The organism is Streptomyces sp. NBC_01275 (assembly GCF_026340655.1).
GTDB lineage: Bacteria > Actinomycetota > Actinomycetes > Streptomycetales > Streptomycetaceae > Streptomyces.
Genome location: NZ_JAPEOZ010000001.1, coordinates 8,170,096 through 8,192,726 on the forward strand (window position 1 = coordinate 8,170,096; position 22,631 = coordinate 8,192,726).

At 71.7% G+C, this 22,631-nt stretch carries 19 protein-coding genes, 1 tRNA gene and 2 pseudogenes; 20 read left to right on the plus strand and 2 right to left on the minus strand.

The features are described 5' to 3' along the window. The first annotated feature begins 73 nt into the window (after positions 1-73). The 12 genes from OG562_RS35815 (at position 74) to OG562_RS35870 (ending at position 15,309) form a co-directional block, all read left to right on the plus strand. The gene (locus tag OG562_RS35815; RefSeq protein WP_266405529.1) at positions 74-1,432 is read left to right on the plus strand and encodes a Gfo/Idh/MocA family protein; all 1,359 of its coding nucleotides are present in this window, start codon (positions 74-76) and stop codon (positions 1,430-1,432) included. Positions 1,433-1,446: 14 nt separating this feature from the next. Beyond that, positions 1,447-2,445 carry a sugar phosphate isomerase/epimerase gene (locus tag OG562_RS35820; RefSeq protein ID WP_266405530.1) on the plus strand — a complete coding sequence of 333 codons (999 nt, stop codon included), beginning with the start codon at positions 1,447-1,449 and terminating at the stop codon, positions 2,443-2,445. Between the two features lie 101 nt (positions 2,446-2,546). Next, positions 2,547-5,081: a PQQ-dependent sugar dehydrogenase gene (locus OG562_RS35825; protein WP_266405532.1), complete on the plus strand. Its 2,535-nt coding sequence runs from the start codon at positions 2,547-2,549 to the stop codon at positions 5,079-5,081. A gap of 14 nt (positions 5,082-5,095) precedes the next feature. Further along, positions 5,096-6,427: a ThuA domain-containing protein gene (locus OG562_RS35830; protein WP_266405533.1), complete on the plus strand. Its 1,332-nt coding sequence runs from the start codon at positions 5,096-5,098 to the stop codon at positions 6,425-6,427. A 130-nt stretch (positions 6,428-6,557) separates the two neighbouring features. Continuing rightward, a complete protein-coding gene (locus tag OG562_RS35835) occupies positions 6,558-7,682 on the plus strand; it encodes an inositol-3-phosphate synthase (protein ID WP_266405535.1) in 1,125 nt (374 codons plus the stop codon). Positions 7,683-7,804: 122 nt separating this feature from the next. After that, positions 7,805-8,542 (plus strand): UbiA family prenyltransferase, encoded by a 738-nt coding sequence (locus OG562_RS35840; RefSeq protein ID WP_266409698.1) that lies wholly within the window; start codon positions 7,805-7,807, stop codon positions 8,540-8,542. Between the two features lie 221 nt (positions 8,543-8,763). Then, on the plus strand, positions 8,764-9,825 hold the full coding sequence (locus tag OG562_RS35845; RefSeq protein ID WP_266405537.1) for a sugar phosphate isomerase/epimerase: 1,062 nt from the start codon (positions 8,764-8,766) through the stop codon (positions 9,823-9,825). After that, entirely contained in the window at positions 9,822-10,691 is an 870-nt protein-coding gene (locus OG562_RS35850) for an EboA domain-containing protein (RefSeq protein WP_266405539.1), read from the plus strand. The genes OG562_RS35845 and OG562_RS35850 overlap by 4 nt, the downstream gene beginning before the upstream one ends. Beyond that, positions 10,691-11,539, plus strand: a complete 849-nt coding sequence (locus OG562_RS35855; protein WP_266405541.1) for a TatD family hydrolase — start codon at positions 10,691-10,693, stop codon at positions 11,537-11,539. Before OG562_RS35850 ends, OG562_RS35855 begins: the two co-directional genes overlap by 1 nt. Before the next feature lie 3 nt (positions 11,540-11,542). After that, a complete protein-coding gene (gene eboE / locus OG562_RS35860; RefSeq protein WP_266405543.1) occupies positions 11,543-12,712 on the plus strand; it encodes a metabolite traffic protein EboE in 1,170 nt (389 codons plus the stop codon). Further along, positions 12,709-14,160 (plus strand): nucleotide pyrophosphatase/phosphodiesterase family protein, encoded by a 1,452-nt coding sequence (locus tag OG562_RS35865; RefSeq protein WP_266405545.1) that lies wholly within the window; start codon positions 12,709-12,711, stop codon positions 14,158-14,160. The genes eboE and OG562_RS35865 overlap by 4 nt, the downstream gene beginning before the upstream one ends. Before the next feature lie 93 nt (positions 14,161-14,253). Continuing rightward, positions 14,254-15,309, plus strand: a complete 1,056-nt coding sequence (locus OG562_RS35870; protein WP_266405547.1) for a sugar phosphate isomerase/epimerase — start codon at positions 14,254-14,256, stop codon at positions 15,307-15,309. A 79-nt stretch (positions 15,310-15,388) separates the two neighbouring features. Here the strand turns inward: OG562_RS35870 and OG562_RS35875 are convergent. Continuing rightward, positions 15,389-16,168 (minus strand): annotated as a pseudogene (locus OG562_RS35875) (MFS transporter); the annotation flags it as partial. On the opposite strand from OG562_RS35875, the pseudogene sucD reads away from it, so the two are divergent. Together sucD and OG562_RS35885 are read left to right on the plus strand one after the other, a co-directional pair. Then, positions 16,168-17,090, plus strand: a pseudogene (sucD, locus tag OG562_RS35880) (succinate--CoA ligase subunit alpha); the annotation flags it as partial. The pseudogenes OG562_RS35875 and sucD sit on opposite strands and share 1 nt — an antisense overlap. A gap of 113 nt (positions 17,091-17,203) precedes the next feature. After that, positions 17,204-17,959 (plus strand): aldehyde dehydrogenase family protein, encoded by a 756-nt coding sequence (locus OG562_RS35885; RefSeq protein ID WP_266405548.1) that lies wholly within the window; start codon positions 17,204-17,206, stop codon positions 17,957-17,959. 7 nt (positions 17,960-17,966) lie between these two features. Here OG562_RS35885 and OG562_RS35890 read toward each other — a convergent pair whose 3' ends face one another. After that, positions 17,967-18,866 (minus strand): LLM class flavin-dependent oxidoreductase, encoded by a 900-nt coding sequence (locus tag OG562_RS35890; protein ID WP_266405550.1) that lies wholly within the window; start codon positions 18,864-18,866, stop codon positions 17,967-17,969. Positions 18,867-18,936: 70 nt separating this feature from the next. Between OG562_RS35890 and OG562_RS35895 the strand changes: the two genes are divergently transcribed. The 6 genes from OG562_RS35895 (at position 18,937) to OG562_RS35920 (ending at position 22,624) form a co-directional block, all read left to right on the plus strand. Then, positions 18,937-19,392: a MarR family winged helix-turn-helix transcriptional regulator gene (locus OG562_RS35895; RefSeq protein ID WP_266405552.1), complete on the plus strand. Its 456-nt coding sequence runs from the start codon at positions 18,937-18,939 to the stop codon at positions 19,390-19,392. Positions 19,393-19,512: 120 nt separating this feature from the next. Continuing rightward, positions 19,513-19,597: transfer RNA gene (locus OG562_RS35900), tRNA-Leu, on the plus strand. A 496-nt stretch (positions 19,598-20,093) separates the two neighbouring features. After that, the gene (locus tag OG562_RS35905; protein ID WP_266409700.1) at positions 20,094-21,284 is read left to right on the plus strand and encodes an ATP-binding protein; all 1,191 of its coding nucleotides are present in this window, start codon (positions 20,094-20,096) and stop codon (positions 21,282-21,284) included. Then, a complete protein-coding gene (locus OG562_RS35910) occupies positions 21,281-21,682 on the plus strand; it encodes a roadblock/LC7 domain-containing protein (RefSeq protein ID WP_266405554.1) in 402 nt (133 codons plus the stop codon). Before OG562_RS35905 ends, OG562_RS35910 begins: the two co-directional genes overlap by 4 nt. Beyond that, positions 21,679-22,056, plus strand: a complete 378-nt coding sequence (locus OG562_RS35915) for a DUF742 domain-containing protein (RefSeq protein WP_266405555.1) — start codon at positions 21,679-21,681, stop codon at positions 22,054-22,056. The genes OG562_RS35910 and OG562_RS35915 overlap by 4 nt, the downstream gene beginning before the upstream one ends. Beyond that, a complete protein-coding gene (locus tag OG562_RS35920; protein WP_266405557.1) occupies positions 22,031-22,624 on the plus strand; it encodes an ATP/GTP-binding protein in 594 nt (197 codons plus the stop codon). Before OG562_RS35915 ends, OG562_RS35920 begins: the two co-directional genes overlap by 26 nt. Positions 22,625-22,631: the final 7 nt, after the last annotated feature.

The following is a 22,631-nucleotide window of genomic DNA, read 5'->3' on the forward strand; positions in this document are numbered from 1 at the left end:
CCGTAGCCGTCGGCAGCCGTCCGCCGGACGCACCGCACCCCCACCGCGCCACGACGACGAGGAGGACATCCGCATGGAACAGCCGCAACAGTCAGCGGGACCGGAGGCCGGCGGGCCGCCGCTCCGCGTGGGCATGGTCGGCTACGCCTTCATGGGCGCCGCCCACTCCCAGGGCTGGCGCACCGCGGGCCGCGTCTTCGACCTGCCCCGCAGTCCGGTCCTCGCCGTGCTCTGCGGCCGCGACGCCTCGGCCGTGCGCGCGGCGGCCGACCGGCACGGCTGGGCGGCGACCGAGACCGACTGGCGGGCCCTGATCGCCCGGGACGACGTCGACCTGGTCGACATCTGCACCCCCGGCGACAGCCACGCGGAGATCGCCGTCGCCGCGCTGGCCGCCGGCAAGCACGTCCTGTGCGAGAAGCCCCTGGCGAACACCGTCGAGGAGGCCGAGCTCATGGCAGGGGCCGCCGAAACCGCCTTCACGCGCGGCCAGTTGGCGATGGTCGGCTTCAACTACCGTCGCGTGCCCGCCATCGCCCTCGCCCGGCGGATGGTCGCCGAGGGCAGGCTGGGCACGCTGCGGCACGTGCGGGTGACGTACCTTCAGGACTGGCTGGTCGACCCCGACTTCCCGCTGACCTGGCGGCTGCGCAGGGAGCTCGCCGGCTCCGGCTCGCTCGGCGACCTGGGCGCGCACATCGTCGACCTCGCCCAGCACCTGGCGGGCGAGCGGCTCGCCGGGGTCTCCGCGCTCACCGAGACCTTCGTACGACAGCGCCCGCTGCCCGGCGAAGCGGTGAACGGGTCGACCGGCGAGGCGATGACCGGGCCGGCGGCCGGGTCGAGGGGCGGGCCGACGAGCGGGCCGGCCGCCGTGTCCACCGTCGGCGCAGGCGCAGGCGCAGGCGCAGGCGCAGGCGCAGGCGCAGGCATCGGCACAGGCACGGGCAAAGGCGCTGGAACCCCCACTGGCGCGGTCACCGTCGACGACGCCGCCCTGTTCACCGGCCGCTTCACCTCCGGCGCCCTCGCCTCCTTCGAGGCGACCCGGTACGCCACCGGGCGCAAGAACGCCCTGCGCATCGAACTCAACGGCGAGCGCGGCTCGTTGGCGTTCGATCTGGAACGCCTCAACGAACTCTGGTACCACGACGCCACCGAGCCCGGCACGCACGCGGGCTTCCGCCGCATCCTCGTCACCGAGCCCGACCACCCCTACCTGGCCGCCTGGTGGCCCCCGGGCCACGGCCTCGGCTACGAGCACACCTTCGTCCACCAGGCCCGCGACCTGGTGCACGCGGTCGCCGAGGGCCGCCGCCCCGAACCCTCCTTCGCCGACGGACTGCAGGTGCAGCGCGTCCTGGCGGCGGTGGAGGAGAGCGCCGAGAAGAACTCCGTCTACACCCCGATCCCCACCCCGACAGCGCACTGAGGAGGGCTTGGAGCATGCCGCGCAGGTTCACGCTCTTCACCGGCCAGTGGGCCGACCTTCCCCTGGAGGAGGTCTGCCGACTCGCCCGCGACTTCGGCTACGACGGCCTCGAACTCGCCTGCTGGGGCGACCACTTCGAGGTCGACAAGGCCCTCGCGGACCCCGGCTATGTCGCCTCCCGCCACCAACTCCTCGACAAGTACGGGCTGAAGTGCTGGGCGATCTCCAACCACCTGGTGGGCCAGGCGGTCTGCGACGCCCTCATCGACGAACGCCATCAGGCCATCCTGCCTGCCCGCATCTGGGGCGACGGCGAGCCGGAAGGCGTACGGCGGCGGGCGGCGGCGGAGATCGCCGACACCGCGCGGGCCGCCGCGGCCCTCGGCGTCGACACCGTGGTCGGCTTCACCGGCTCCGCCATCTGGCATCTCGTGGCGATGTTCCCGCCCGTGCCCGAGTCGATGATCGAGCGCGGCTACCAGGACTTCGCCGACCGCTGGAACCCGATCCTGGACGTCTTCGACGCGCAGGGCGTGCGCTTCGCGCACGAGGTCCACCCCAGCGAGATCGCCTACGACTACTGGACGACCGTACGCACCCTGGACGCCGTCGACCGTCGACCGGCGTTCGGTCTCAACTTCGACCCGAGCCATTTCGTGTGGCAGGACCTGGACCCGGTCGGCTTCCTGTGGGACTTCCGGGACCGGATCTACCACGTCGACTGCAAGGAGGCCCGCAAGCGCCTCGACGGGCGCAACGGCCGCCTCGGCTCCCATCTGCCCTGGGGCGACCCGCGGCGCGGCTGGGACTTCGTCTCCGCCGGGCACGGCGACGTCCCCTGGGAGGACGTCTTCCGGATGCTGCGGTCCATCGACTACCAGGGCCCCGTCTCCGTGGAGTGGGAGGACGCCGGCATGGACCGGCTCCAGGGCGCCCCCCAGGCCCTGACCCACCTCAAGGCCTACGACTTCGAGCCGCCGTCGGCCTCCTTCGACGCGGCCTTCGGCAACTGAGGCACAGACAAAGCTCCCTGACTGATCGTCACGTTCCGGGATGACGGCGCATCCCGGGGTACGCACCCGCCCGTACAACCAGCCCCATCCTGGAGGCACCCGTGCACGGGAACGACCCCACCACCGGCACCGGCAGAACCGAGATCCGCAGACGACGACGTCCGCTGCGCAGAGCGCTCGCCCTGATGTGCGGCGCCCTGCTGGCCGGCGCGTCCCTCACGCTCACCGCACCCCAGGCCGGCGCAGCCGTCGCCGACCCGGCGAGCCCCGAGGCCGCCGCGACCCCCGCAGCCGCCTCAGCGACCGCGGCCGAGGACTTCCAGCAGGTCACCCTCGCCAAGGGCGAGGCGGAGGTCGGCGAGCCCATGTCGCTCGCCGTGCTGCCCGACCGCTCGGTCCTGCACACCTCGCGCGACGGCGAACTCCGCCTCACCGACGCGGCCGGCAACACCCGACTGGCCGGCAAGCTCGACGTCTACGCGCACGACGAGGAGGGCCTCCAAGGCATCGGCGTGGACCCGGACTTCACCGCCAACCGCTTCATCTACCTGTACTACGCACCCCCGTTGGACACCCCGGCAGGCGACGCCCCGGAGACCGGCACGGCCGCCGACTTCGCCCCCTTCGACGGCGTCAACCGCCTCTCCCGCTTCGTGCTGAAGACCGACGGCACGCTCGACACCGCGAGCGAGACGAAGATCCTCGACGTGTCCGCCTCCCGCGGCCTGTGCTGCCATGTCGGCGGCGACATCGACTTCGACGCGACGGGGAACCTCTACCTGTCCACCGGCGACGACACCAACCCGTTCCAGTCGGACGGTTTCACTCCCATCGACGAGCGCGACGGCCGCAACCCCGCCTTCGACGCCCAGCGATCCGCCGGCAACACCAACGACCTGCGCGGCAAGATCCTGCGCATCAAGGTCGCCGCCGACGGCTCGTACACGATCCCCGACGGCAACCTCTTCCCCGTAGGCACGCAGAAGACGCGGCCCGAGATCTATGCGATGGGTTTCCGCAACCCGTTCCGCTTCAGCGTCGACCGGGCCACCGGCATCCTCTACGTCGGCGACTACGGCCCCGACGCCGGCGCCGCCGACCCGGCCCGCGGACCGGCCGGGCAGGTCGAGTTCGCACGGGTCACCGGCCCCGGAAACTTCGGCTGGCCGTACTGCACGGGGGCCAACGACCCTTACGTGGACTACGACTTCGCGACCGGTGCGTCCGGCGCCTCCTTCGACTGCGCCGCCCCGAAGAACACCTCGCCGCACAACACCGGCCTCACCGACCTGCCCCCGGCCCAGCCCGCCTGGATCCCGTACAACGGCCCGTCCGTGCCCGAGTTCGGCGACGGCTCCGAATCCCCGATGGGCGGCCCCGTCTACCACTACGACGCCTCGCTCGACTCGCCGGTGAAGTTCCCGCAAGCGTATGACGGGAGTTTCTTCGCCGGGGAGTTCGGCCGCCGTTGGATCAAGCGGATCGCCAGTGACGCCGACGGCACGGTGCAGTCGATCAGCCCCGTCCCGTGGACCGGCACCCAGATCATGGACATGGCCTTCGGACCCGACGGCGCGCTGTACGTCCTCGACTACGGCACCGCGTGGTTCGGCGGCGACGAGCACTCGGCCCTGTACCGCATCGAGAACGCCACAGACGGCCACTCCCCGGTCGCGCAGGCGGCGGCGGACCGCACCTCCGGACAGGCCCCGCTGAAGGTGCGCTTCTCCGCCGCGGGCACGAGCGACCAGGACGGCGACGCGCTCACCTATCGCTGGGACTTCGGCGACGGCGTCACCTCCACCGCGGCCGCCCCGACCCACAAGTACCGCGAGAACGGCACGTACACCGCGACCCTGACCGCCGAGGACGCCTCCGGCCGCACCGGCAGCGCGAGCGTGCAGGTCGTCGTCGGCAACACCGCGCCCACGGTGGTGCTGCGCACTCCGAAGGACGGACAGCTCTTCAGTTTCGGCGACGCCATCCCGTTCACCGTGCGGGTCGCCGACCCCGAGGACGGCCGGACCGTCGACTGCTCCAAGGTCAAGGTCACCTTCGTCCTCGGCCACGACAGCCACGGCCACCCGATGACCTCGGCCAACGGCTGCACCGGCACCCTGCAGACCAGCGCCGACGGCGGCCACGACGAGGACGCCGACATCTTCGGAGTCCTCGACGCCGAGTACACCGACGGCGGAGGCGGCGGCCAGGCCCCGCTCACCTCGCACGACCAGAACGTCCTCCAGCCCCGCCACCGCCAGGCAGAGCACTTCGGCGACCAGTCCGGAGTCTCGGTGATCGCCAAGGACAGTGCGCACGGCGCGAAGACCGTCGGCGACATCGACCACGGCGACTGGATCTCCTTCACGCCGTACGCGCTCGGCAACGCCACGAAGATCACCGCCCGGGTCTCCTCCGGCGGCGCGGGCGGCAGGCTCGAGATCCGCGCCGGCTCCCCGACGGGCACCCTGCTCGGCAGGGCCACCGTGCCGGTGACCGGCGGCTGGGACGCCTTCCAGGACGTCAGCGCGAACCTGTCCCGCGCACCGAAGGGCACCACCACCCTCTACCTGGTCTTCAAGGGCGGCACGGGCGCGCTGTTCGACGTGGACGACTTCACCTTCACGACCGGCTGAGAGGAGGGGACGGGATGCACTCAACCAGCCGACTGGCGACCGCGGTCGTGGGCGCCGCGCTGCTCCTCGGCTGCGTCTCGGGACCGGCCTCCTCGCACCCCGGGGACGCCGGGAAGCGGTTGCTGGTGTTCTCCAAGACGGCCGGCTTCCGGCACGACTCCCTCCCCGAGGGGGTCGAGGCGGTGCAGCAGCTCGGCGAGACGAGCGGCTTCACGGTCGACGCGACCGAGGACGCGGGCGCGTTCACGGCGAAGAACCTACGGCGCTACGACGCCGTCGTGTTCCTCTCGACCACGGGCGACGTCCTCGACGCGGCCCAGCAGCGCGCCTTCGAGGGCTACATCCGGCACGGCGGCGGCTACGTCGGCATCCACGCGGCTGCCGACACCGAGTACGACTGGCCGTTCTACGGCGGCCTCGTCGGCGCCTACTTCCAGTCGCACCCGGCGATCCAGCCCGCGACCGTGGACGTCGAGGACCGCGCCCACCCGGCGACGTCGGGACTGGCCCGGACCTGGGACCGCACCGACGAGTGGTACGACTACCGCTCGAACCCGAGGGATCGGGTCCACGTCCTCGCCTCGCTCGACGAGTCCTCGTACACCGGCGGCACGATGGACGGCGACCATCCGATCGCCTGGTGCCAGAACTACCAGGGCGGCCGCGCCTTCTACACGGGCGGCGGCCACACGAAGGAGTCGTACGCCGAACCCGCGTTCCGCGCCCACCTGTTGGGCGGAATCCGCTGGGCCGCGGGTGACGCCCAGGCCGACTGCCGCCCGGAGAACGGCTACCGGCCGCTGTTCGACGGCAGCTCCCTCACCGGCTGGCGGCAGGCGGGCCCGGGCTCCTTCACCCTGTCCGACGACGGCACGCTCACGTCGACCGGCGGCATGGGCCTGCTCTGGTACGCCACCTCCGGCTTCACCTCGTACTCCCTGAAGCTCGACTGGAAGACGGCCGGCGACGACAACTCCGGTGTGTTCGTGGGCTTCCCGCCCTCGGACGATCCCTGGTCGGCCGTGGACAACGGGTACGAGATCCAGATCGACGCCACCGACACGCCGGAGAAGACCACCGGCGCCGTCTACGGCTTCCGGTCCGCCGACCTGAAGAAGCGCGACCGCGCGCTGAACCCGCCGGGGGAGTGGAACACGTACGAGATCCGCGTGGAGGGCGAGCGCCTCCGCGTCTGGCTCAACGGCGTGCAGATCAACGACTTCACCAACACCGATCCCGCCCGGAGCCTGCGCGACGGACACCTCGGCCTGCAGAACCACGGAGCCGACGACCAGGTGTCCTTCCGCGACGTCCGCATCAGGGAACTGCCCGCCCAGGGCGACTGAGCGGCGGCGGGCGGGAGACGCCGTACTCCCGCCCGCCGTCACCACCACATCCTCGCCCTCTGCGTTCTCTCTCCTCGCTTCTCCCTTCCTTCTCCGTTCTCGGGGTTCGCGCACGACAAGGAGGCTGCCCATGTCCGCGCCCCTCTCCCGTCCTCCTCGCGTCGGCGTCTGGCTGATCGGCGCCCGCGGTTCCGTGGCCACCACCGTGGTCGCGGGGTGCGCCGCCGTCACCGCCGGCCTGCATCCTCCGACGGGCCTGGTCACCGAGACGCCCGCCTTCGCCGACAGCGCCCTGCCGGCCCTGTCGTCCCTCGTCTTCGGCGGCCACGACACGACCGACTGCCCCCTGCCCAAACGCGCCGAGCACCTCGCCGCCGGCGGAGTCCTCCCGGCCGGCCTCCCCTCCGCCGTGAGCGCCGAACTCACCGCCGCCGACGCCGAGATCAGACCGGGCGGCCCGCTCCCGGGAGACACCCGCAGCGAGGAGTCGCTGATCGCCGCCTTCACCGCCGACATCCAGGACTTCGTACGGCGGTGCGGTCTGGCCCGTGCGGTGGTGGTGAACGTGGCCTCCACCGAGCCCGCCGCGCCCGGCCCCGCCCTCCCACCGAGCTCGCTGTACGCGGCGGCCGCCCTGCGCGTGGGCTGCCCGTACGTGAACTTCACCCCGTCCACCGGGCTGCACCATCCCGCGCTGGCCCCGGCGGCGCAAACGAGCGGCCTGCCGTACGCCGGCCGCGACGGCAAGACCGGGCAGACGCTGCTGCGCTCCGTCCTGGGACCGATGTTCAGCCGACGGGCTCTCACGGTCCGCGCCTGGTCCGGCGTCAACCTCCTGGGCGGCGGGGACGGCGCGGCCCTGGCCGACCCGGCCGCCGCCGAGGCGAAGAACGCGGGCAAGGAACGCGTCCTCGCCGACACCCTCGGCGCGGTCCCCGAGGGGCGGGTCCACATCGACGACGTCCCCGCTCTCGGCGACTGGAAGACCGCCTGGGACCACATCGCCTTCGACGGCTTCCTCGGCGCCCGCATGATCCTCCAGACCATCTGGCAGGGCTGCGACTCGGCCCTCGCGGCGCCCCTCGTCCTCGACCTCGCCCGGCTCACCGCCCGGGCCCATGAACACGGCCTGTCCGGACCACTCGCCGAACTCGGCTTCTTCTTCAAGGACCCGGTGGGCGAGGCGCCGTCGGGCCTGGCGGAGCAGTACGCCGAACTGGAGCGGTTCGGTCGGCGGTTGGAGTCGGCGAGGTGAGCGGGGGAGGGACCGTGCGCGGTGGAGAGGCGGGGCGTGGGGTCGGCGGGCCCGCGTTCGCACAGACGGCGTGCGGTTCGACGTCCTCCGGGGACGGCCCCGTCACGGGGAACGGCCGGCCCATACCGCGTCCCAGGGGTACGACGGGCAAGGCCCGCCTGCACGACTGGGCCGAACTCCTCCGCCTGCCCGCCCTGTTCACCGTCCCCGGGGACGCACTGGCGGGCGCGGCCGCACTCACCGCTCACCCCGACCACCGCACCCTGCTCGCCATCGGTTCCTCCCTCTGTCTGTACGAGGCCGGCATGGCCCTCAACGACTGGGCGGACCGCGCCGAGGACGCCGTCGAACGCCCCCACCGCCCCCTCCCCTCCGGCCGCGTCGGCCCGACCGCCGCGTTCACGGCGGCCTGCGCCTTCACGGCCGCGGGGCTCGCCCTGGCCGCCCGGGCAGGCCGTCCGGCACTGACGGTCGCAGCTCCCCTTGCAGCGACCGTCTGGGCCTACGACCTCGCGCTGAAACACACGCCGGCAGGTTCGTTCGCCATGCGCCGAGCAGGAGGTCCAGGCCACGGGCGGCGGGGCCGTCGCCCGGCATATATCCCGCCGGCCCGCCTGACCGTCCCGCTGGCCACGGCCCTGGCCGCCGCCTACGCCCTGTCCACGGCCCGCCCCTACCTGCACGCCGCCCTCAACCCGTCACCTCCCCTCACCCAACGAGCCGTCTCCGCCGGCATCCGCGCCACGATCCCCCTCCAAGCCGCCCTCGCCGCCCGCTCCGGAGCCACCGTCACCCCGCTGCTCACCGTGGCCCTGGTCCCCGTCGCCCGGAGACTCGCGAGGCGGGTGAGCATCACATGAACCCCGAGCCTGTGAACCCCGAGCCGATGAACGCCGAGCCCATGAACCTCCGGCCCATGAACCTCGGGTCCACGGGGCCCAGGCCCACAGAGCCCAGGCCCACGACACCCGGGTCCACGGGGCGCGGGCCCACGGCACCCGGGTCCACGGGGCCCAGGCCCACGGCACCCGGGCCCGCGACGCCCACGCCCCTGACCCCCGCGCCCCTGAACCCGGGACCTGTGGAGCCCGGGCATGCGAGCCCGAGCCCCACGCGCCCCGGCGACGCCACCGCGCGCTCCCTCCGCTTCGGCTACGGCACCAACGGCCTTGCCGACCTGCGCCTCGACGACGCCCTCGCCCTGCTCGCCGACCTGGGCTATGACGGCGTCGGTCTCACCCTCGACCACATGCACCTCGACCCGCTCGCACCGGACCTCGCCGCCCGGACCCGGCGCCTCGCTCACCGCCTGGACGCTCTCGGGCTCGGCGTCACCGTGGAGACCGGCGCCCGCTATGTCCTCGACCCGCGCCGCAAGCACGGCCCCTCCCTCCTGGACCCGGACCCGGACGACCGAGCCCGCCGTGTCGACCTGCTGCTGCGCGCCGTCCGGGTCGCCGCCGACCTCGGCGCTCACGCCGTCCACTGCTTCAGCGGAACCCTCCCGCCCGGCACGGACCCCGACACCGCATGGCAGCGCCTCGCCGAGAGCCTCGCCCCCGTCCTGGACGCCGCCGCGACCGCCGGCGTCCCTCTCGCGATCGAACCCGAACCAGGTCACCTCCTCGCCACCCTCGCCGACTTCCACCGGCTCAGCGGCGCCCTCGGCGACCCGGACCCCCTCGGCCTCACCCTCGACATCGGCCACTGCCAGTGCCTCGAACCCCTCTCTCCCGCCGACTGTGTACGCGCCGCCGCCCCCTGGCTGCGTCACGTCCAGGTCGAGGACATGCGCCGAGGCGTCCACGAGCACCTCCCCTTCGGAGACGGCGAGATCGACTTCCCGCCGGTCCTCGCCGCCCTGTCCGCCGTCGGCTATCGGGGCCTGACGGTCGTCGAACTGCCCCGCCACTCCCACGCCGGACCTCTCCACGCCGAACGCTCCCTCCCGTTCCTCCGCCTCGCGGCAGCCTCCCGCCCGCCTGCCGCCCACCCTGATCCGAGGCCTCCCACGTTCAGCCGTGCCCATCAGCGGCCCTTCCCTTCCGTCACGTCGCCTACGAGTCGCACCGCCCCCGTCCCGAACCCGTCCGTCGCACCAACCGGCGTCCCCTCCGCCACCCCGGAAGGGAGCACCCCATGACCCACCCCCACGCCGACCGGGCAACCCCGGGGACGACGGCAGCGGGACACAAGGGCGCCACCCTCGCCCTCGCCACCGCCGCCCCCGTCCCTCTGGACGCCCTGCGCAGCCACCTCGACACCCACCTCCACGGCCCCGCCCGGGTCTGGTTCCAGCGGGCTCTCGACGAGGCAGCCCGGCAGCCCGGCACCCACGGGCCCATCTCCGTGTGGGAGTTGCGCCTGGCCGAAGCCGGCCGCCGCTGCGGCAGCCGGTACGCCGACGCCGTGCGCGTCCTCATCCTCGACGCGGCCCGCGCCGACCCGGCCGCCCTCACCCGCGTCTATTTCCAGGGCACCGCCGACGAGCGCCGCGCCGTCCTGCACGCCCTGCCCCACCTGGTGCCCGGCCCCGACGCCCTGCCGCTGATCGAGGACGCCCTGCGCACGAACGACACCCGGCTCCTCGCCGCCGCCGTCGGCCCCTACGCCGCCCGCCATCTCGACGCCCACGGCTGGCGCCATGCCGTACTGAAGTGCCTCTTCGCCGGGGTGTCCGTCGACGCGGTGGCGGACCTCGAACACCGGGCCCGCGCCGACGCCGAACTCGCCCGCATGCTCGGCGACCACGCCGCGGAACGCACCGCCGCAGGCCGCCCCGTCCCCCAGGACCTGCGCCGCGTCCTGGCCCTGACCGCGGTAGACCCGCAGGCCGCAGATCCGCAGGCCGCAGATCCGCAGGCCGCAGATCCGCAGGCCGTAGGCCCCCACGCCGTAGGCCCGCACGCCACAGAGCCACATACCGCCGTAGATCTCCCCCGCACGGACCCTCAGTGCCAGGGCGCCAGTCCCCACCGCCCGGCCCACCCCCGCCGCAAGGAGTCCTGATGCGTATCTTCGACCCGCATGTCCATATGACCTCCAGGACCACCGACGACTACGAGGCGATGTACGCGGCCGGTGTCCGCGCCCTCGTCGAACCGTCCTTCTGGCTGGGCCAGCCGCGCACCTCGCCCGCCTCCTTCCTCGACTACTTCGACTCCCTCCTCGGCTGGGAACCCTTCCGCGCCGCCCAGTACGGCATCGCCCACCACTGCACGCTCGCCCTCAACCCCAAGGAGGCGAACGACCCGCGCTGCGTCCCCGTCCTGGACGAGCTGCCCCGCTACCTCGTCAAGGACCAGGTCGTCGCCGTGGGCGAGATCGGCTACGACTCGATGACCCCCGCCGAGGACACCGCCCTCGCCGCCCAGCTCCAGCTGGCCGCCGACCACGAGCTGCCCGCGCTGGTGCACACCCCGCACCGCGACAAGCTCGCCGGTCTGCGCCGCACCCTCGACGTCGTCGGGGAGTCCGCCCTGCCCCCGGAGCGGGTCCTGATCGACCACCTCAGCGAGACCACCGTGAAGGAGGCCAAGGACGCGGGCTGCTGGCTGGGCTTCTCGGTCTATCCGGACACCAAGATGGACGAAGGCCGGATGATCGAGATCCTGCGGACGTACGGGCCGGAACAGGTCCTGGTGAACTCCGCCGCCGACTGGGGCCGCAGCGACCCCCTCAAGACCCGCAGGGTCGGTGACCTGATGCTGGCGCAGGGCTTCGGCGAGGACGACGTCGACCTGGTCCTGTGGCGCAACCCCGTCGCCTTCTACGGGCTCAGCGGCCGCCTGAACCTCGACGTCACCCCCTCCGAGGCGACCCACGAGGGCAACTCGATCCTGCGCGGCGGGGAGTGAGCGATGCGCTTCCGCCACCCCGACGGCAGCACCGTCCACCTCGCCTACTGCACCAACGTCCACCCCGCCGAGACCCTCGACGGTGTCCGTGCCCAACTGCGCGACCACTGCGAACCCGTCCGTCGGCGCCTGGGCCGCGACCGGCTCGGCATCGGCCTGTGGCTCGCCAAGGACGCCGCTCACACCCTGGACACCGACCCGTCCGCCCTGCGCGCCCTGCGCACGGAACTGGACCGGCGCGGCCTCGAGGTCGTCACCCTCAACGGCTTCCCCTACGAGGGCTTCGGCGGCGACGAGGTCAAGTACCGCGTCTACCAGCCGGACTGGTCCGACCCGGCACGCCTCGACCACACCACCGCCCTGGCCCGTATCCTCGCCGGACTCCTCCCCGACGACGTCACCGAGGGCAGCATCTCGACCCTCCCCCTCGGCTGGCGCACCGCCTGGAACGCCGAACGCGCGAAGACGGCCCACTCCGCCCTGCTCACCCTCGCCGACCGCCTCGACGCGCTCGCCGAGCTGACCGGCCGCTCCGTCCGCGTCGGGCTCGAACCGGAGCCCGGCTGCACCGTCGAGACCACCGGCGACGCCCTCGCCCCGCTCACGGCCGTCGGCCACCCGCGCATCGGCGTCTGCATCGACACCTGCCACCTCGCCACCTCCTTCGAAGATCCGCACACCGCCCTGGACGCCCTCGCCGAAGCCCGCGTCCCCGTCGTCAAATCCCAGCTGTCAGCCGCCCTGCACGCAGAACACCCCCGTCTCCCCGCCGTCCGCGAAGCCCTCGCCGCGTTCGACGAACCCCGCTTCCTGCACCAGACCCGCACCGTCACCGCCACCGGTCTGCACGGAGTGGACGACCTCGGCGAGGCCCTCGACGGCACCGTCCTGCCCGACGCCACGCCCTGGCGCGCCCACTTCCACGTCCCGCTGCACGCGGCCCCCGCCGCGCCCCTCACCTCCACGCTCCCCGTGCTGAAAGCCGCGCTGACCCGGCTCGTCGCCGGTCCGCACCCACTCACCCGGCACCTCGAAGTCGAGACCTACACCTGGCAGGCCCTCCCAGCCGAGCTGCGACCCCGTGCCCGCGCCCAGCTCGCGGACGGCATCGCCGCCGAACTCTCGCTGGTCCGGGACCTGTTGACGGACCTCGGCCTCAAGGAGCTCCCATGACCGCACCCATCACCGCTCCCGTGCCCGAGAGCACCCCGGCATCAGCCCCGGCCGGGCAGCCCGCCGTCCCGCACGGCCCGGTCCCTCTCCTCGTCCTCGACGTCGTCGGCCTCACCCCCCGTCTCCTCGCTCACATGCCCCGTCTCAAGTCCCTCGCCCGAGCCGGCTCCTGTGCGCCGCTCGGGACCGTCCTGCCCGCCGTCACCTGCGCCGCCCAGGCCACCTTCCTCACCGGCACGCTCCCGGACGAGCACGGCATCGTCGGCAACGGCTGGTACTTCCGTGAGCTCGGCGACGTCCTGCTGTGGCGGCAGCACAACGGTCTCGTCGCCGGAGACAGGCTGTGGGACGCCGCCCGCCGGGTCCACCCCGGCTACACGGTCGCCAACATCTGCTGGTGGTACGCCATGGGCGCCGACACCGACATCACCGTCACCCCCCGTCCGATCTACTACTCCGACGGCCGCAAGGAGCCCGACTGCTACACCCGCCCCCCGGCCCTGCACGACGAACTCACCGAGAAACTCGGCACGTTCCCCCTCTTCCACTTCTGGGGGCCCGGCGCGGACCTGGTCTCCAGCCGCTGGATCACCGACGCGACCCGCCACATCCTGCGCACCCGCCGTCCCGACCTGGCCCTCTGCTACCTCCCTCACCTCGACTACGACCTCCAGCGCTTCGGCCCCGACGACCCACGCTCCCTGAAAGCGGCCTCCGACCTCGACACGATCCTGGGCCCGCTCCTCGACGAAGCCTGCGCGGAAGGCCGTACCGTCGTCGCGCTGTCCGAGTACGGCATCACCGCCGTGAACCGGCCCGTCGACATCAACCGCGCCCTGCGCCGCGCCGGCCTCCTCGAGGTGCACACCCAGGACGGCATGGAGTACCTCGACCCGATGGCGTCCCGTGCCTTCGCGGTCGCGGACCACCAGATCGCCCACGTCTACGTGCGCCGCCCCGAGGACCTCAACGCCACCCGGGCCGTGCTCGCCGACCTGCCCGGTGTCGAGCAACTCCTCGACGACGAGGGCAAGAAGGCGCACCACCTCGACCATCCGCGCTCCGGCGAACTCGTCGCCGTGGCGGAGCCGGACGCCTGGTTCACGTACTACTACTGGCTCGACGACGCTCGCGCGCCCGATTTCGCACCGCTCGTCGAGATCCACCGCAAACCCGGCTACGACCCGGTCGAGCTGTTCATGGATCCGCTCGACCCCTATGTGAAGGTGAGGGCGGCCACCGCCCTGGCTCGCAAGAAGCTCGGCATGCGCTATCGCATGGCGGTCGTGCCCCTGGATCCCTCACCTATTCGCGGCAGCCACGGCCGCCTTCCGCAGAGCGACGACGACGGTCCGCTCCTCATCTGCTCCACCCCCCGTGCTGTCGGAGACCGCGTCGCGGCCACCGACGTCAAAGCTCTCCTGCTTCACCTGGCCGGTCTGTCCTGACGGCTCCGACCTGGTCGTTCTGTTCTGTCCTGACTGGTCACAAGTGAAGCACTCACCACTGACAACGCCCTTCGATCCCGAGGAGTTCCAGACATGAGCCGCATCCCCGACATCGACCCCGAACTCACCCATCGCCTCACCAGACGAGGCGTGCTCGGCGTCGCCGCGGGCGCCACCGCCGCCGCCCTCGTGGGCGCCGCCGCGACCCCCGCCACGGCCGTCCCCGTCACGGCGACCCCCGACGGCGAGGCCTCCGCCGCCCGCCGCGGCCGTCCCGTGCTGCCCCCCGGCCGACTCGGCATCCAGCTCTACACCCTGCGCGACAAGGTCTCCACGCTGGGCTTCGCCGCCGTCTTCGCCGAACTGGAGAAGTACGGGTACGACGAGGTCGAGTTCGCCGGCTACACCCAGGGCTCCGCGGGTCCCCTCACCCTCGCCCAGCTCGGGCGGCTGGCCCGCGACCACGGCCTGACCCCGATAGGCAGCCACGTCGGCTACTACTCCAGCGACCCGACCGCCTACACCTTCGCCCAGAACCTCACCAAGGTCCTCGACGACGCCCAGGCCCTCGGCCTCCGGCACATCGGCACCGCCTCCGGCCCGTTCCGCTACGGCGACACCGTCGACGCGTGGAAGCGGGCGGCCGAGGAGTTCAACACGTACGGCGCGGCGGCGCGGGCCCGCGGCATGAAGTTCTACCAGCACAACCACTCCGACGAGTTCGGCTTCGCCAGCGACAACCCCAAGGTCCGCCTCTACGACGTCCTGCTCGCCGAAACCGACCCCGACCTGGTGTTCCTTGAGATGGACATCTTCTGGGCGTACGCCGGCCAGTTCCGCTTCTCGAAGCGGCCCGACGGCAGGCCCGCGCCCTTCGATCCGCTGAACTACGTGCTGAAGCAGCCGCACCGCTACCCGCTCTTCCATGTGAAGGACGGCGTGAGCGATCCGGAGAACCAGTTCGGCTACCGCATGGTCGACGTCGGCGACGGCGACATCGACTACCAGCGCTTCATCTCCGCCGTCACCCGGCTGCGCGGCGAGCGGCTGGCCCACCACTGGCAGGCCGAACACGACGCGCCCACCGAGTCGTTCACGTTCGCCCGCCGATCGAGCGCGTACCTGCACTCGTTGCGCGAGAGGTGCTGAGTCCTGCTGAGACGTTGCTCCGCAGGTGAGGAGGCCCTCCCCGTGCCCACGGGGAGGGCCTCCTCACGCTGCTTCGCCGTCAGCCGGCCGCTCGGGGCAGGGCGACCGAGGGCGCGTCCCTGCCACGCCCCGGCTGTCGCAGCAGCAGTGCGATGCCCGCCGCCGCCATCGAGACGCCGCCCGCCAGTGCGTACGCGCCGTCGTAACCCCAGGCCGAGACCACCACGGAGCCCAGACCGCCGCCGAACAGGCCGCTGATCAGCTTGCCGCTGTAGACGAGCCCGTAGTTGGTGGCGTTGAAGTTCTCGCCGAAGTAGTCCGGGGTGAGGGCCGCGAACAGCGGGTAGAACGCGCCGCCGCCGAAGCCGGAGAGGAAGGCGAAGAACAGGAACAGCCACCCGCTCCTGACGTCGCCGGCCCAGATCACGCCGAACTGCGCGAGCCCCAGGACGACGATGACGAAGACAAGGGTGGACCTGCGCCCCCACCGGTCGGACAGCCACCCCACCACACCCCGGCCGACGCCGTTGACGACCGCCATGACGCCCATCGACGAGGCCGCGACCAGCGGGCCGAAGCCGACCTCCTTGGCGTAGTCGACCTGGAAGGAGATTCCGAAGATCGACACGCCGGCCGTCATCACGATGGAGAGCCACATCAGGGGCAGCCTTCCGGTCCTGACGGCCTCCTTGGGCGTGTACTGCCGGGTCGCCGGAGGGTTCTTCGTCGGGCTCGCCGCGTTCTTGCCGTCACCGGGGCCACCGGAGGCAGCGGCGTCACCGCAGAAGGCCAGCGGGTCGAGGTCGGCGGGCCACCCGTTCTTCGGCGGATCCCTGAAGAAGAACGCGCACCCGAACACACACCCGGCGGATGCTCGCGGCCGGCACGAACGTCGTCGGCGGCGTCAACCCGCGCAAGGCGGGCCGTACCGTCGACTTCGACGTCCCCCAGTGCCTGAACGGCCCGGGAGGTGCCCCCATCGCCATTTCCCCGTCTTCGGTTCGGTGGCCGACGGAATACAGTCGACCGGCGCCGATGTCACGGTCGTCTTCGTGCCGCCGGTCTTCGCCAAGGCGGCCGTCGTCGAAGCCGCCGACGCCGGGATCGGCCTCGCCGTCGTCATGACGGAGGGCATCCCGGTCCACGACTCCGTCGCCTTCACGGCGTACGCGAAGGCGCGCGGAACGCGGGTCGTCGGCCCCAACTGCCCCGGCCTCATCACCCCCGGTCAGGCCGGGGCGGGCATCATCCCGGCCGACATCGCCAAGCCCGGCCGCATCGGCCTGGTCTCCAAGTCCGGGACGCTGACCTACCAACTCATGTACGAGCTGCGGGACATCGGCTTCTCGACGTGCGTCGGCATCGGCGGCGACCCGGTCGTCGGCACCAGCCACATCGACTGCCTGGCCGCCTTCGAGGACGACCCCGACACCGAACTCATCGTCCTCATCGGGGAGATCGGCGGCGACGCGGAGGAACGCGCGGCCGTCTACGTCCGCGACCACGTCACCAAACCCGTGGTCGGCTGCATCGCCGGCTTCACCGCTCCCGAGGGCAAGACCATGGGGCACGCGGGCGCGATCGTGTCCGGTTCGTCGGGGACCGCGCAGGCGAAGAAGGCGGCCCTGGAGGCGGCCGGCGTCCGGGTCGGCGCCACACCGACCGAGACCGCACGCCTCGCCCTCGCCTTGCTGCAAGAACGCGCCGCGCCCGAAAAGCTCACCGTGCCGGAAGGACCGGAAGGACCGGAAGAAGGGGGCGACGACGGGGGCTGCGCGTGACGTCACTCATAGGCGGCACGCGGTCGCTTTCGGGAGTCGTCGCGTCTCGCTGGCGTCCTTCGCAGCCATGTTCCACCCCGCCCCCGACTGTGCACCGAGAGCGGAGCAACCCAATGGCAACCACCCTCACCCTCAAAGCGGGCACGTCCTGGGCCGACGCCTGGCGACGCTGCCTCGCCGTCGCCCCGGAGGCCTTCCGCGACGACCGCGTCCTCAACCTCTGGAACGCCGCCTGGCAGGCCGACGGCCGGGCGCTTCCCGCAGGCAGTCCGGTCGACGGCAGCCCCATCGCCGGCCCGCCCCGCCTGGACCGGGCCACGGCGCGACAGGCGGTCCGCGCCTCCCTGGACCAGCACCGCGCCTGGCGACACATCCCGTTGGAGGAGCGCCGCGCCCGCGTCGCGGCCACCCTGGACGCCCTCGCCGAGCACCGCGAACTCCTCGCGCTCCTGCTCGTCTGGGAGATCGGCAAGCCCTGGCGGCTCGCGCAGGCCGACGTCGACCGGGCCGTCGACGGAGTGCGCTGGTACGTCGACGGCATCGAGCCGATGCTGGCCGACCGGGCCCCGCTGGACGGCCCGGTGTCCAACATCGCGAGCTGGAACTACCCGTCCAACGGCGCGCTCGTCGCCACCCTGTCCACGGACGACCGGAGCACCTACGACCGGCTCGCCCCGCAGATCCGCGCCTTCAAGGTCGGCCATGGCACGCCCCGCTCCCGCGGCGACCGCGACGAGCTCTTCGGCGGCTTCGGCGCGTCCTGGCGGGGCGCGTTCGTCGGCGGGGAGCTGCTGGTACGGGCGGTGACCCGGGGACCGGCGGGAGAGAGACTGCCGGGCAACTTCCCGGAGTACCAGCTGATGCCCTGACCCCGTCTCAGGCGGCGCCGGCGATCACCTCGTCGGCCAGCCAGCGCGCCACGCCCTGCGGATACGGGCGCGGCAGGCTGAGCACGATGTGGTTCATCCCGGCGGCGACGAGCGCGGCGACCGTCGCGCGCGTGGCCGCCGGGTCGTCGTACGACACCAGGACCTGCACCGAGCGGACGATGTCCGCCGGGTCGCGCCCGAGCTCGGCGCAGTGGGCGTCCAGCACCCGGGCGCGTTCGGCGACGAACTCCACGGTGTGATGGGGCGGGCCGGGCACGTTCCAGATGTCCGCGTGCTCGGCGGCCAACCGCAGCAACCGGGTGCCCCAGCCGCCGATCAGCAACGGGGGACCCGGCCGCTGGATCGGCTTCGGCTCGTTCCGGGTGCCCTGGAGACGGTGGTAGCGGCCCTCGAAGTCGAAGACGTCCCGGGTCCACATCAGCTTGAGGATCTCGACGGTCTCCGCCAGCCGCGCGATGCCCTCGGCCGGCGGGACGAGGGCGAGGCCGTACGCCGCGTACTCGGCGAGGGCCGGGTTCGGCCCGGCGATCCCTCCCGCGCCCGGCGGCTGGTGGGTGCCGCCCACGCCGAGACCCATGACGAGCCGGCCGCCCGAGATCACGTCGACCGTGGAGGCCATCTTGCCCAGGACCGCCGGCGGGCGGATCCGGTTGCTCGTCACCAGCAGCCCCAGCCGCAGCCGGGTGGTCTGGGCGGCGAGCGCGCTGAGCAGGGTCCAGCCCTCGTGGACCTGCCCGTCCGCGGGACCGGCGATCGGCAGGAGGTGGTCCCAGAGCCAGGCGTCCGCTATCTCCGGGACGGCGTCGGCCTCGCGCCAGACGCGGCGGATGTCCTCATAGGACACGTGCAGGGGTGTGGTCTTGATGCCGAAGCGAGCTTGGGTCATATTCGTCAGGATAGTCAATCGTCAGTCAGGCTGACGATAGTTCGTGCATACGGACCGCTACCCTCGAGGCATGGTGAGTGATCGCGACGAGGGGCCCGTGCCGTTGGAGTACCGGCTCGGCTACCTCCTGAAGCACGCCCAGGCCAAGCTGACCAGGACGTCCGCGGAGGCGCTCGCGCCGTACGGGGTGGACGGCCATGAGCTGGCCGTCCTGGTGGTGCTCGCCGGTGACGAAACGTTGTCGCAGGTCGAGGTGGCGGGGCGGCTCGGCGTCGACCGCACGACGATGGTGTCGCTCGTCGACGGCCTGGAGGACCACGGGCTGGTGGCGCGGCGACGCAGCCCCCAGGACCGGCGCCGCAACATCGTCGAACTCACCCCGGCCGGCCGCGACTGCCTGGATCGGGCCGAGCGGGCGCGCCGGGCCGCGGAGCGTCGATTCCTCGCCCCGCTGGACGAGCAGACGGCGGACGTCCTGCTGCGGGCGCTGCGGGTCCTGGTGGTGGAGGAAGCCGTCGGAGGCTGATCGTTCCGGCCGGCGCGGCAGGGCCTCCGGTGGACGGATATGCAGGTGAAAGGCGCTCCGAAAGCTTGGTATTGTTCTCCATGTCGCCACGGGGAACACCTCGCGCGCGACAGACACCTGGTCCGGGTGGCGGAATGGCAGACGCGCTAGCTTGAGGTGCTAGTGCCCTTTATCGGGCGTGGGGGTTCAAGTCCCCCCTCGGACACTCTCACTCTCCGTATCGAGCGGATTTCGCTCGGTGATCATTCGATGCCCGCATTCGGCGTTCCGCCGAGTGCGGGTTTTGTCGTTCTCCCGCCGTGTCCCCACTTGCGTCTCCACTCGCAGCTTGTCCGCGTCCCCGGTTGCGTCCCCCCTCGCCTCCTCGCTCGGGGAACTCGCGGGAATCGCGCCGTACGTCTCGATTGCTGCCGAATGCCGCGGAAGCCTGTTTATCGGTTGTCCTGCCGTCGCCCTCGTGAGGGCTGTCGTCGATGTTGCTGACTGACCGTCAATGTTCGTCAGGATCCCCATATTGACGGTCAGTGACGTGTTCTTGCGGTGATACGATCACGGCGCTTGTAGAGCGGGCGGATGGGTGCAAGACGACATCTCCGACTACGGGGACAGTCCGGGCGGCAACTCCGATGCGGGCGGTCCGCCGGTCCACCCGCGTTGACGGGAATTCAGCAACTGGCCGTCAGTCGCCTGAAGAGAGTCTTATGACTGATTACATACAGAACCCGGTACTCTGGGCTCTCCTCGTCGCCGTGTTCGTCGCAGTCGCCCTCATAGTTCGTCAGCGTAGGGCAGCGCGGACGTTAAGGCAGGAGTTCGCAGATCTCAGGGCTCGCCACTCCGAGCTGGAGAACGGGTACGCGAAATCCGTCGAGGCAGCTCAGGAAAGAGCCGAAGAGGCAACGAAGACAACCCTGAAGTCCGCCATGCGGACGCTTCAGGGTCTTGCCGCGGAACAGCAGTTGATTGTCTCCCGGCTGCAGAACAAATATGGCGAGTCGGTCATCCTCCAGGACCTTCTGGAGATCGACCACACGAACTCTCAGTTCGGCCGCCGCGCCCAGTCCATCGCCGTTCTGTGCGACGGATGGCTGGGACGCCAGCGTGACGTGGCCTCGGTGTACGACGTGGTCCGCAGCGCGCAGGGCAGGGTCCGCCACTACCGGCGGGTGGAGATTCTCTCGCAGGTCGACTTCGGCATCACCAGCCGTGCCGTCGAACCGGTGGCACTGGCCCTCGCCGAACTGCTCGACAACGCGACCAGCTACTCCAGCCCGGACACCGTCGTCGAAATCAACATTCGTACCGTGCCGAAGGGCATTTGCATCGTCGTCGACGACGCCGGTGTCGGTATGAACGACGAAGAGCGTGCCCGCGCCGAGAAACTCCTGTCGAGCGAGCGCGTCTCGGGCGTCTCCGCACTCGGCAACCCGCCGCAGTTCGGGTTCGCGGTGATCGGCGTGCTCAGCGAGCGCTTCGGCTTCGAGGTCTCCGTGGACTCCACCTCCCCCTACGGAGGCGTCCGGGCGGTCCTCCTCCTGCCGCACGACCTGCTCACCAACGCTCCCGAGCAGCGGGAGCCGGCTCCGGTCGTTCCCGCTGTCACCGCCACCGCCACCGCCACCGCCACCGCCACGGACCGCAGCGGTCCCGAAGCGGCGATGGCCGCGAACACCACCGCCGACGGTCTGCCGAAGCGGCGCCGCAAGCGGCCGATGGCCATCGTGCCCGGCAGCGCGTCCAGCTCCACTCCCGCCCGCTCGGGCGCGGAGACGGCGGCGATCATGGGTGCTTTCCAACGGGGAACTCAGTCCGGCCGGTCCACGCCTGCGGGTCCCGGGGAACAGTCGAGCAGCACACGTGGTGCGAGCAGCGAAGGGCATGAGGTCTCGTGAACGACGATCTGGCATGGATGCTTGACAGTGCCTTGGAGATTCCCGGGGCCCTGCACGCCGTCCTGATCTCCGCCGACGGCCTGTTGATGGCCCGGACGCAGGACTTCGACAAGGACGACGCGGACCGTGTGGCAGCCGCGATGAGCGGTGTGCAGTCGCTCAGCCGCTCGCTCGCCTTCTTCTGCGAGGACGCCGGCCAGCGGTGGCGGCAGACGGTGGTCGAGTTCGACGGGGGCTGGGTCTTCCTGATCTCCGCCGGCGAGGGCGCCTACCTCGGCGTCTCGGCCGGCCCGGACATCGACATGCAGGACATCACCTTCCGGATGCAGCAGCTCGTCGGCCAGCTCGGCAAGGCGCTGACCACACCGCCGCGCGAGAACCTCGGCGTACGGTCATGACCGGTTTCGACGAACTGGAGCCGCAGACACCGGAGTTAGTGCGTCCGTACGTCATCACCAAGGGGCGCGGGCTGCCCGACGAGGGGCAGCTCTCCCTCATCACCCTGGTCACGGCGGCCGCCGATCACCAACAGCGGCCCACCCGCCTGTCCCCGGAGGAACAGAGCCTGTTGGAGCTGTGCGAGGCCGGCTACCTCTCGGTCGCCGAGATCGCCGGGCACACCCAACTGCCCCTGGGCGTGGTGAAGATCCTCCTCGCCGCCCTCACCGAAGGCGGCTACCTCATCACCCGCCCGCCCGTGCAGCGGGCCCCCCTCGCCGACCGGGACATCCTGGAGGAGGTGCTGAATGGTCTCAGGGCCAAGTTTGGATGAGCAGGCATACGTCCGCGAAGGGGCGACGCAGACGGCGGTGAAGATCCTCGTCGTCGGTCACTTCGCGGTGGGCAAGACCACGTTCATCGGAGCGATCTCCGAGATCCCGCCGTTGTCCACCGAGGAGACGATGACGCGGGCCGCGGAGTCGGTCGACGACCTCAAGGGAGTCCAGGGCAAGACCACCACCACGGTCGCCATGGACTTCGGCCGGCTGACCATCAGCGACCGTGTCGTGCTGTACCTGTTCGGAACGCCGGGCCAGCAGCGATTCGTCCAGATGTGGGAGGACATGGCACGCGGCGCGCTCGGCGCACTGGTGCTGGTCGACCCCGAGCGACTCGCGGACTCCTTCGCCGTGATCGACCTGATCGAGCAGTACGGACTCGACTACGCCATTGCCGTCAACCACTTCGACGGCTCGCCGCTGCGCGACGAGACGGCCCTGCGCGACGCACTGGACCTGCTCGACGACACCCCCGTCGTCACCTGCGACGCCCGGGACGAGCAGTCGTCGGCCGAAGCGCTGATCACTCTCGTCCGCCACTTGCAGGACCGTGCCCACTAGGAGCAGA